The following is a 9,879-nucleotide window of genomic DNA, read 5'->3' as shown; positions in this document are numbered from 1 at the left end:
TGCGTCTCGTACTCGACATGCGCGGTGGCAATGGTAATACCACGCTCGCGCTCCTCGGGGGCGTTGTCGATCTGGGCAAAGTCCTGGGCAACTCCCCCGTACTCGGCCGCCAGTACCTTCGTCATCGCCGCCGTCAACGTCGTCTTGCCATGGTCAACATGACCAATCGTGCCAACGTTTACGTGCGGCTTGTTGCGCTCAAATTTCGCCTTGGCCACCGTGGATACCCCCTGAAAAGTTCACTGAATCTGGAGCCCATGCGCGGATTTGAACCGCGGACCTCTCCCTTACCAAGGGAGTGCTCTACCTCTGAGCTACATGGGCGCGCTGCACTGGAGCGGGTGATGGGAATCGAACCCACATCATCAGCTTGGAAGGCTGAGGTTCTACCGTTGAACTACACCCGCATGCCCGAGCCCGCGATTATCGCAGGCCGAGCGTCGGGCGGCGTCTCTGCGGCCCGGCGCTGCATTCTGTCTGGTGGAGGGAGGAGGATTCGAACCCCCGAAGGCTGTGCCAGCAGATTTACAGTCTGCCCCCGTTGACCGCTTGGGTATCCCTCCGAATAAGCCCGAAACGATGCTGGATCGGCCTGATGATGTCAAGCCCGGTCCGGGCTGCGAATCAACCCGGCCGCGCCGCGTTTGCCATCACGCTGAGCGAACTCGCGAGCATGGCGAGCGCGGCAGCTGAAGGCGGGATCACCCCCGCCACCGCGAGCGGAATAGCCAGGCCGTTGTAGACCAGCGCCAGGCCCAGGTTCTGTCGCATCCGCCCGCGTGCGGAACGAGCCAGCGCCAGCGCACTGGCAAGGGCGGGCAACCCGCCCCGGGCCACGACCAGCCCGGCGCTGCTCGTCGCTGCGTGGCTGGCGCCATCAATGGCAACCCCGACATCCGCCGCCGCCATCGCGACACTGTCATTGATGCCATCACCGATGAACGCGGTGGGTGCTTCGGCCTGCGCAGCCAGGACACGATCGGCTTTTTCCTCGGGACGACAGCCTGCGACCACGGCATCGCCGGCCAGCCCCACGTCAGCCGCCACCCGGTGGGCGGGTTCAGGGCCATCGCCGGTCACCATGGCAACCCTGAACCCTCGCGCCCGCAGCGAACGCACGGTCTCGGCCGCCGCCGGGCGCAGCGGATCGCCCAGCGCAAAGCGCCCCAGCCACTCGCCGTTGCGCGTGACATGAATGAGCGTTGCTGCGCGCGACCTGTCGCTGTGCTCCGTCGCCCGCGCAGGCAGATCAACGCCGGCCTCGGTGAGCCAGCGCCGTGAGCCCACCCGGACTTCGTCACCATCGGGCAGGGTTATCGTCACGCCACGCCCCTCGCGACGACGGTGGATGCCACTGTCCGGCCCCTGGGCGGGATCCTGCAACGCACGCGCAACCGGATGATCAATCCCAGCCTCGGCCTGCGCCGCCAGCGCCTGGAGCTCGGCTTCATCCACGCCATCGGCGGTGACGGTTTCAACCACCGACGGCTCACCCCGGGTCAATGTGCCGGTCTTGTCGATCAACAGATGTCGCAATTGCCCGGCCTGCTCCATGGTTGCCGGGCTGCGGAACAGCACGCCCCGCCCCATGGCGCGTTCGGCAAAGCTGAGGAAGGTCACCGGCACGGCGATACTGAGGGCACAGGGACAGGCAATCACTACTACTGACAGGGCGCGGAGCAGCGATTCCTCAAAACCGAGCCCGAATGCCGTCCCGGTAACCGCAACGCCCGCCGCGAGCGCGAGCGCCCCGGGCACCAGCACCCGTGCCAGTCCATCGGCCAGCCGGGTGATCTCACTGCGATTACCTTGCATCTCGACCATGCGGCCGAGGATGCGATCGATGCGGCGATCACCCACGGCGGCGGTCACAACGACCGTCACCGGGGCATCCAGATTGATGGTGCCGGCGTGCAAAGTGCCACCCGGCGCGATACTCACCGGCGTCGATTCCCCGGTAAGCAGGCTGGCGTCGACGCGCGTCGCGCCCTCAACCAGCTCCCCGTCGAGCGGCACCCGCGCGCCGGCCGCCACCTGTACGCGATCACCCACGGCGATGGACGCCGCATCTACCGGCCCGTTACCCGATACCGGGAAGGCCCGCTCGGGCACCTCGCGCTCCAGCGCACCAATGGCGGTGGCAGCGCGCCGCACCGTCCGCATTTCCACCATCCGGCCAATGGATAGCAGCACGATGAGCATCACCATGGTATCGGCGTAGACGTGGGCACCACCCTGGATCAATTCAGTGACGGACAGCACCCCGGCGCCGATCACCCCGATACTGACCAGCGCATCCATCCCCGGAATGCCCGCGCGCAGAGTTCGCCAGCCAGCAAGGAAAAACGGTGCAGCAGAGAACCCCACCACGGGCGTTACCAGCCCCATGGCGATGATCGACAGCGTATGTCCCACCGGCGTATTCCCGAGTGCCGTCGGCTCGACGTAGCGCATGATGGCGAGCACCATCACCCACATCCCGAAGAAGGCGGCCACGGCCAACCGCAGTCCTAACCGACCGAGCTCGCCATCGATGGCGGCAACGGTCTCCTCGGGCGCCCGTGGCGGACCAATGGCGTAGCCCAGCCGTTCAACCGCGTGCAGCAGTCCCGGCAGATCGATCCGATCCGGATCCCAGTCCACCAGGGCCGAGCCGGTAGCGAAACTCACCCGTGCCCGGGTGACGCCCGGCACGCGGGCGACCACTCGTTCGGTGGCCGCGGCGCAACTCGGGCACCACATCCCCTCGATGGAGAAAAGGCCGCGGCCGGCGGGCGCCAGCTCGGCCATCTCGTCCCGTGACAGCGACGCGGTAGCGGCACTCATCGGTAGGCGCTATCGGCTCGCCTGGTCCGCGTGGCGCGGCGCTCCCGCCGAAGGCGGCTGCTCGGTGGGCTCGCCCGGGACACCATCACCCAGCAGATTGCCACGCACCACATCGCCGTAGAAATTGGGCGATTGCTCGTGGAACTGCTCATCGGTCTCGGTGAGGGTCAGCCCGTCGCGGAACTGGCGGGGATCAGCCGGCCGCTCCCAGCTATTGATATAGGCGGCCACATCCCAGGCCTGCTGATCCGTAAGGGATCCGCCCTGCCCCAGCGGCATGTTGTTCTTGATAAAGCCCGCCGCGGTGTTGACGCGATGCATCCCGGCCCCCCAGTTGAAGGAGTCCTCACCCCAGAGCGCCGGAAAGATCCAGCGGCCATTCGGGTCCTGGCGCCCGGCACCATCGGTGCCATGACAGACCGCGCAGTTATTCTCGAATACCGTCTCACCCCGGCTGATGCTGTAACCCTGTTCCGGCTCGGGCGGGACCGGGTAACCACGACCGGGCAGATTGCCCTCCAGCGGCGCGCCTTCCGCCATGTAATAGAAGAAGCTCTGCAGATCCTTGTAGATATCACCATCCCGCGGCGGCGGATTGCCACTGGGCGAACCCTGGGCGTTCATCGAATAGGTGAAACAACCATGGATGCGATCCTCCATGGTGTTGATGATCTTGTTCTTGCCACGGAACGCCGGATACTCCGCTGCTGCAGCCCACATCGGTGCCGCCTTGGGCACGGTGCCTGCACCGAGATGGCAGTTGGCGCAATTCAATCCGTTGCCGACATGCTGCGAGGCGTTGGTCTGGGTGTTGGTGAACACCTCGTAGCCACGACGAACCGAGTCACCAAATTCGTTATCCGGGGCATCGGCCACGTCGTTGGGGATGAAGTAGCCCTCCCCGCTAACCGGCAGAGCGGGCGGATTGGCCTCGGGATCGTCGGTATACGCCTCGCGCTCGGCGAGCCACTCGGCCCGTCGCTCGGCCGCCGCCTCGGCCAGCTCACGGCCCTCGTCGGGCTCGCGGTCGGGGGACTGGGCGATCGGCTCATAGATGCCGCTGGCATAAATACCTGCCCCCAGGGCCACCAGTCCGGCCGCCAGCGCAACAGCAATCGCCGCGCGACGGAGTGTCGTCCGGCCCGGATCCTTGCCGGATTGATTTTTTTCGTCCTGCTTACTCATTGGAAGATTCCTCCGCGGGCGGCGCCGGCAGTGTCGCAAGATAGTCGGCCACGGCCCGCTTGTCGGCATCGGACAGGGCGTGCGCAATCCCCTGCATCAGCATCAGGGGTGAGTTCTTGCGGCGACCATCGGTCCATGCGGCCAGCTGACCGTAGGTATAGGCAGGCTGCTGCGCAGCGAGGCTGGGGAAGGCCTGCTCGACACCCCAGGCCGATGAGCCGTGGCAGCTGTAGCAGGCGGGCACTTCGATATCCCAGTCACCGTGATTGGCCAGCTCGCGGCCGCGATCGAGATCGCCATTGAGCTCCGCCCGGGCGGCACTCGGGGCCTCCATCTCGGCGTAGTAGCGTGCCAACCCGAGCATTTCCTTCTGCGTCAGCTTGTCCGCGACGTACTGCATATTGTGGTTGATACGCACGCCCTCGGCGTAGGCGTTGAGCTGCTTGGCAATATAGCCGCTGGAGAGCCCCGCCAGTCGGGGGATGTTGCCGTTGCCCTCCCCCTTGGCGCCATGGCAGCTCGCGCACGACCAGACGTCACCCTGTCCCTCGCGGGCGAGAGTGGCGTACTCGGCCGGATCCACCTCGGCCGCTTCGGCGGCGTAGATCTCGGCGGCATAGCTCTCGTCGGGCAGATCCTCATCGACGGTCTGCGCCCACACCGGCAAGGCCAGCGCTAGCACCAGGACTGATCCAATCCATCCGCTCGTATATCTCATGCTCACTGTGATGCCTCCGTTGCCGCCACGCGCGTCAACTGCGCGGATATCCCCGTGACCGACTCGAGCTCGGAGCCTCCGCCCCACGGGCCTCGATCGGCCGGGAACCGGCCGCGCTGCTCGTTCACCAGCGCGGGCGTGACCGTTCCGGCGCTGTTACCCCACTGCTGGCGGATGTAGCTGACCACCGCCGCGATCTCACGATCACTCAGTGTTTCGCCAAACCGGGGCATGCGACCGTCATACACCTCCCCGGCCACGGCGATCGCACCACCGATGCCATGCAGCAGGATCTGTACCGGGGCCTCGGCAGCGCCGGTCACGTACCGTGACCCCGCCAGCGGCGGTACCGCGCCATCAATGCCGGAGCCATTCGCCTGGTGACAGGTCACGCAGTTGGACTCGAAGATCGACGCACCGGTAGTCATGAGCGCGCCCTGCCCGGCGCTGTCGCCGGCCGTCTCGGCCATCGACGCTTCCTCTCGGCCGGCTGTCTCGGTCGAGGATCCCGAACCGGACAAGAGCGTGTAGACGCCCCAGGCCATCAATGCCACCGCAACTGCCAGCACAAACACCGGAATCGGCCGGTTGACCTCGTAGGGTTCAAACCGGCTTTCCTCGAGCTGGCTGCGCTGGGGCTCAGGCCGTGAATTCTCCTGATCACTCATCAGCGTGCCTCCTGACCGTCATAGCCGAGATCGCGCAGCTCCCTGTTAGCAGCCGGATAAGTGCGATCAAGCGAAAGCAGATAAGCCGTCAGATCGAGGGCACTTTGTCGTGCCACGACTTTAGCGCCGTCCGCCGGCGCATACTCCGACGGGACCGGGACAACGACATCGTCGTCGGCCGGATTCTGCTTGACCTCGAACAGGTAAGGAAAGGCAGGCATGATGCTGCTCTCCTCGATGGCTCGAGGCTGGTAGAGATGCGTCAGATGCCAGCCCTGGCTGGGCATCCGATGGCCGACGTTCATCAGGTCGGGCCCTGTGCGCATGGTCCCCAGCACGTGCGGATCGTCATAGACATAGTCCGCCGGCGTGGTCGGACGCCCCCAGCCACGCTGCAGATCGGGCGCCTGGTCCGAACTGCGCGGTTGCTGGGAGTGGCAGTAATAGCAGCCAAGGTCAACGTAATGCTGCCGACCCCGCTCCTCGGAGGCCGTGTAGGGCTCAAGCCCCTCGGCCGGCTCGATCGTGCGGATTTGTGCAGCAGGAAGAATCACCAGCAGTAGCGTGGCGAACGCCAGGATGGCAAAGGCCAGCACGGAGAGTGGCAGAACTTTATTCATCAGGTAACTCCTCGGCTAACGCCCGCAGCTGGCACCGCGGTGTCCGCGGTATCGGTCGACCGACGCGCAGCAAACACCAGTGACAGCAGATTAACCGCGAACAGGATATGGCCGAGCGTCATTAGCGTGCCACCCACTGAACGTCCCTGCAGGTAGGGCAGGGTCACCTGCATCGACTCCAGCCAGTCGCGGCTGGCATCCAGCATGGCAAGCCCCTGCAGCCAGCCCCCGATGGTGAGCGAGAAGAAGTAGACACCAAAGCCGATGGCCACCAGCCAGAAATGCAGCCCGATCAACCGCGGGAAAGGCCAGAGCCGGCCGGTCAGAATCGGCATCAGGTAATAGACCGTGCCGAACAGGACCAGCGAGACGAAGGCATAGGCACCCAGGTGGGCGTGAGCCACCGTGTAGTGCGTGAAGTGCGTGACGGTATTCACCGCCCGCACCGCCTCCATCGAGCCCTGGAAGGACGCGAGGGTATACATCACTGCTCCGAAGGCGACGAACCGCAGTGGCAGGGACTGCTTGAACGCCCAGAGGTTTCTACCCCAGAGCACGTGCTGATTGATCGCCACGGCAATTACCGGGATGAACATCATCACCGATTGGACCACCGACAGCGTTACCACCCAGGTAGGCACCGGCCCGCCGATCAGGTGATGCATCCCGACCTGGCTGTAAAACAGCGCCAGCGCCCAGAAACCGAGTAGCGAGAGGCGATACGAGTAGATCGGCTTGCCAATGATCTTGGGCAAGACGTAGTAGGCGGCACCAACGCCGATGGGTGTCAGCCACAGACCCAGAACATTGTGCGCGAACCACCAGTTGACCGTGCCCCCCTGAACGCCGGTGTGGATCGGCAGATTGCCGATCACGAACAGCACCGGAAACCAGACCAGCGCCCCGAGGTAATACCAGGCCGTTACATAGATATGGTGGACATTACGATTGATCGCAGTGAGCACCAGCGGCAGAGCGAAACAGGCACCCCCGGCGGCGAGCAGGATGTCGACCTGCCAGGGGATCTCGAGCCACTCCATGCCGTCGGTCCAGCCGGTGGCGATGGCGTAGACGCCCGTCGCAACGCCGATATTCCACAACACCAGACCGCTCCACGCCAGGTTCACGCCGCGCAGGTCGGTCTTGAACAGTCGTGGCACCAGGAACATGGCAACGCCAATACCCGCCAGTGACAGCCAGCCGTAGATGACCGAGTTGAGATGCATGGTGCGCATGCGACCAAAGGTCAGTGGTGCCGATCCGTTCAGCCAGTCCGGCAGATGGAGCTTGAGCGAGGCGATGACGCCAAAGATCGAGCCCAGCACCAGCCAGAAAGTACCAAACCCGATCAGGGCAAATATCAGTTTACGATGCCGGGTATCCGTGCCCTCGCCGGGCTCGGCGTCATCCTGGAACCCGAAACTGGTGGGATCATCAGGCGAGTGGTCACTCCCTTCCGCCCCCGGGAAGATAATCTCGGCGTCCGCCTGATTGACGCGGAACTGCCTGGACGCCACCGCCCAGATCAGGAATGCAAGGCCAACGAGCGACACCACGAACGATAGTGCCATCATGGTGCCAATAGTGAGCGACATACCCCCTCCCTAATACGCTCAACTTTGAAACGTTAACAAGGTATCACTCCCATGGAACCGAGATAAGACCCATGCGAGCATTACTAGAACGTCATCAGTCCTGGATCTACCTGGTGTTCATTCTCGCCGGTGTGGGTGTCGGGCTGCTTCGGCCGGATTCCACGGCCGCCTTCGATCGGTTGCTATGGCCTCTTCTCGGGGTCCTGCTGTATGTCACGTTCACCCAGGTGCCGTTGACGCACGTCCGAGAGGGGATGCGGGACTGGCGGTTCCTGTCGGCCCTTATGGTCGGGAATTTTGTGGTCATCCCACTGGGATTGGCCGTCCTGGTCGCCTGGCTACCCCTATCTCCGACTGTCATGGTCGGGGTGCTGCTGGTTTTACTTGCACCCTGCACTGACTGGTTCATCAGTTTTACCCACCTGGGCAAGGGAGATGCTGGCCGCGCCATCGCTGCCGCGCCTTTACTCCTGTTTGCGCAACTGATCATGCTGCCAGTGTACCTGTGGTTTTTTCTTGGTCATGACTGGCTCGAAGCTGCCCTCAGCACGCATCTGCTCGTCGCCTTTGTGGCGCTGATCCTGACCCCCCTGTTCTTTGCCTGGCTGACCGAGCGGTTCGCCGAGAACCAACCTCGTATGCAGTCGTTAGTCTGCGGGATGGGTGCGCTGCCAGTGCCGCTGCTGGCTGTGGTTGTGTTCGTCATCGCGGCATCACAGGTGAATGAGGTAGCGGGCCTGCCCGACGTCTTGTGGCCAGTGCTGCCGATATTCGTCGGCTATCTGGTGGTGGCAGCGGTGCTCGGCAGGTTTATGGGGCACTTGTTCCGTCTCGATGCGCCGGGCGCGAGGACATTGGTGTTCAGTTTCGGCACCCGAAATTCTTTCGTGGTGCTGCCGATTGCGCTGGCACTGCCCGAGCCGTGGCAGGCCGCCGTTGTCGTTATCGTGTTCCAGTCGCTGGTCGAATTGTTCGGAATGGTGGCCTATCTCTCCCTGGTGCCGCGCTGGTTGATAGCTGCAGGCAGTGGACCTGTCGGGCACGTCCCCTGATCAACACGCCTCGCGTTCCGACTGAGCCGGTTGTGCGTGGATCTCTCTGTGCTCCACTGGTGGTAATTCACGGGTCCCCCAAGATTGTCACCGTCCCACTTCTACCGGCATCCATTTCGAGATTCCTGGTCGGGCTCGGTCAGCCGGAGCGGTGGCCAGGGTATCGATGGAAATCAGGCGACTGCCGCCTTCACCAGTGTCGGAATCCTTTACATTGACCTGACTGACTCGAGAAGACCTGGTTCCTTGTATTTCCAACGCCATGAAATATAACGCTTTTCCGCCATTTCAAGAACATGGCCTGGTTTTTGCATTACTTAAGATCAGGCGAACAACGGTGGGCGCCCGGCGCACCTTAAGCGGGAATGATCGGCACCACCATCAATTTAAAACAAGGACATAAAGTAATGAGCAGATACATGCGTCCGATCATGATCAGTGCGACAGCAATGTTCTTCGGCCTGGGGTTGGTAGGCAGCGTAACGGCTGCCCCGGTCTACTGTGACGAAGAGGACTCGTCCAAGAACTACATGTCGATTGACGACACGCAGGTGGACCTTTGCCTTGCGGCAGGCTTCGAGGCGGGGGCGGGATTCGGATCGAACAATGATCCTTTCATTGGTTCTTCAAGCGATGACGGATACCAATATCTAGGGAAAGATGAGGATGAAAACAGCACTAGTTCTGCTACAGACAATGATTTCAATGTGAACTATACCCAATCAGGGGACTGGAGATTCGACTCCGAATTCTGGGATCAGTACGACGACGGTGCACTCGGGTTCAAGTTCGGAACAGGGCAGCAGGCCGACAACTGGTTCGTCTATTCGCTTCAGAGCGACGTAAGCTCCGGAGACTGGGAATTCTTTAAGACGTCGTCGTCGAATGGCGGTGATGGACTTTCTCACGTCGCGCTGCTTGGCAAATCGCCGGTTGCCGTTCCCGCGCCCGGTACGCTGGCGCTCGCAGCCTTTGGCCTGGTCGCTATGATGTTCGGAGGGGTGCGTCGTCGACACAACAGAAGCTGTGAAGATGCTTGAGTGTGACTTGTTTCACTGACTTCAGGCTTCAGGGATGAACCAGTCGCCGAACCGGAATGCGGGTTGTCATGATCCGCATCCAGAACTTTGCCCCTCGGTCTGCTCGATCCACAGGCCGAGGGCTTTTTTGTGGCCTCGCGGGTGACGCCGATGGCGGGGAATTAGCTCGAATCCA

9 protein-coding genes and 3 tRNA genes are annotated in these 9,879 nt (G+C 63.0%); 2 read left to right on the top strand and 10 right to left on the bottom strand.

What is annotated here, in order from left to right; translation table 11 throughout:
- The 10 genes from EV698_RS10205 to EV698_RS10160 form a co-directional block, all read right to left on the bottom strand.
- The coding region (locus EV698_RS10205; RefSeq protein ID WP_239016267.1) for a GTP-binding protein at window positions 1-218 on the bottom strand (218 nt) is incomplete at its 3' end.
- Window positions 219-249: 31 nt separating this feature from the next.
- Window positions 250-324, bottom strand: a tRNA-Thr gene (locus EV698_RS10200).
- 9 nt (window positions 325-333) lie between these two features.
- Window positions 334-407 (bottom strand) — tRNA-Gly (locus tag EV698_RS10195).
- A 71-nt stretch (window positions 408-478) separates the two neighbouring features.
- Window positions 479-563, bottom strand: a tRNA-Tyr gene (locus tag EV698_RS10190).
- Window positions 564-624: 61 nt separating this feature from the next.
- Window positions 625-2,826, bottom strand: coding sequence for a heavy metal translocating P-type ATPase (locus tag EV698_RS10185; RefSeq protein ID WP_130503943.1), 2,202 nt, complete (start codon window positions 2,824-2,826; stop codon window positions 625-627).
- Window positions 2,827-2,835: 9 nt separating this feature from the next.
- Complete coding sequence (locus EV698_RS10180; RefSeq protein ID WP_130503942.1) at window positions 2,836-4,011, bottom strand: c-type cytochrome; 1,176 nt, start codon at window positions 4,009-4,011, stop codon at window positions 2,836-2,838.
- Window positions 4,004-4,693, bottom strand: coding sequence for a c-type cytochrome (locus EV698_RS10175; protein ID WP_165385777.1), 690 nt, complete (start codon window positions 4,691-4,693; stop codon window positions 4,004-4,006). The genes EV698_RS10180 and EV698_RS10175 overlap by 8 nt, the downstream gene beginning before the upstream one ends.
- A 38-nt stretch (window positions 4,694-4,731) precedes the next feature.
- Window positions 4,732-5,397, bottom strand: a complete 666-nt coding sequence (locus EV698_RS10170) for a c-type cytochrome (protein ID WP_207220528.1) — start codon at window positions 5,395-5,397, stop codon at window positions 4,732-4,734.
- On the bottom strand, window positions 5,397-6,017 hold the full coding sequence (locus EV698_RS10165) for a cbb3-type cytochrome c oxidase subunit II (RefSeq protein ID WP_130503940.1): 621 nt from the start codon (window positions 6,015-6,017) through the stop codon (window positions 5,397-5,399). Before EV698_RS10165 ends, EV698_RS10170 begins: the two co-directional genes overlap by 1 nt.
- Window positions 6,017-7,612: a cbb3-type cytochrome c oxidase subunit I gene (locus tag EV698_RS10160; protein ID WP_130503939.1), complete on the bottom strand. Its 1,596-nt coding sequence runs from the start codon at window positions 7,610-7,612 to the stop codon at window positions 6,017-6,019. The genes EV698_RS10165 and EV698_RS10160 overlap by 1 nt, the downstream gene beginning before the upstream one ends.
- Before the next feature lie 71 nt (window positions 7,613-7,683).
- Between EV698_RS10160 and EV698_RS10155 the strand changes: the two genes are divergently transcribed.
- Window positions 7,684-8,664: an arsenic resistance protein gene (locus tag EV698_RS10155; protein ID WP_130503938.1), complete on the top strand. Its 981-nt coding sequence runs from the start codon at window positions 7,684-7,686 to the stop codon at window positions 8,662-8,664.
- A 365-nt stretch (window positions 8,665-9,029) separates the two neighbouring features.
- Entirely contained in the window at window positions 9,030-9,704 is a 675-nt protein-coding gene (locus EV698_RS10150) for a PEP-CTERM sorting domain-containing protein (protein WP_130503937.1), read from the top strand.
- The last annotated feature ends 175 nt before the right edge of the window (window positions 9,705-9,879 follow it).

It is taken from the genome of Spiribacter vilamensis, assembly GCF_004217415.1.
Classification (GTDB): domain Bacteria; phylum Pseudomonadota; class Gammaproteobacteria; order Nitrococcales; family Nitrococcaceae; genus Spiribacter; species Spiribacter vilamensis.
The sequence above is the reverse complement of the archived record's forward strand: the minus strand, read 5'-3'. Positions and strand labels throughout refer to the sequence as shown.

What these genes read in the sequence shown, in the direction of transcription:
- EV698_RS10185 (WP_130503943.1), bottom strand. Translation starts at nt 2,826, where the DNA reads ATGAGTGCCGCTACCGCGTCGCTGTCACGGGACGAGATGGCCGAGCTG.
- EV698_RS10180 (WP_130503942.1), bottom strand. Translation starts at nt 4,011, where the DNA reads ATGAGTAAGCAGGACGAAAAAAATCAATCCGGCAAGGATCCGGGCCGG.
- EV698_RS10170 (WP_207220528.1), bottom strand. Translation starts at nt 5,397, where the DNA reads ATGAGTGATCAGGAGAATTCACGGCCTGAGCCCCAGCGCAGCCAGCTC.
- EV698_RS10165 (WP_130503940.1), bottom strand. Translation starts at nt 6,017, where the DNA reads ATGAATAAAGTTCTGCCACTCTCCGTGCTGGCCTTTGCCATCCTGGCG.
- EV698_RS10160 (WP_130503939.1), bottom strand. Translation starts at nt 7,612, where the DNA reads ATGTCGCTCACTATTGGCACCATGATGGCACTATCGTTCGTGGTGTCG.
- EV698_RS10155 (WP_130503938.1), top strand. Translation starts at nt 7,684, where the DNA reads ATGCGAGCATTACTAGAACGTCATCAGTCCTGGATCTACCTGGTGTTC.
- EV698_RS10150 (WP_130503937.1), top strand. Translation starts at nt 9,030, where the DNA reads ATGATCGGCACCACCATCAATTTAAAACAAGGACATAAAGTAATGAGC.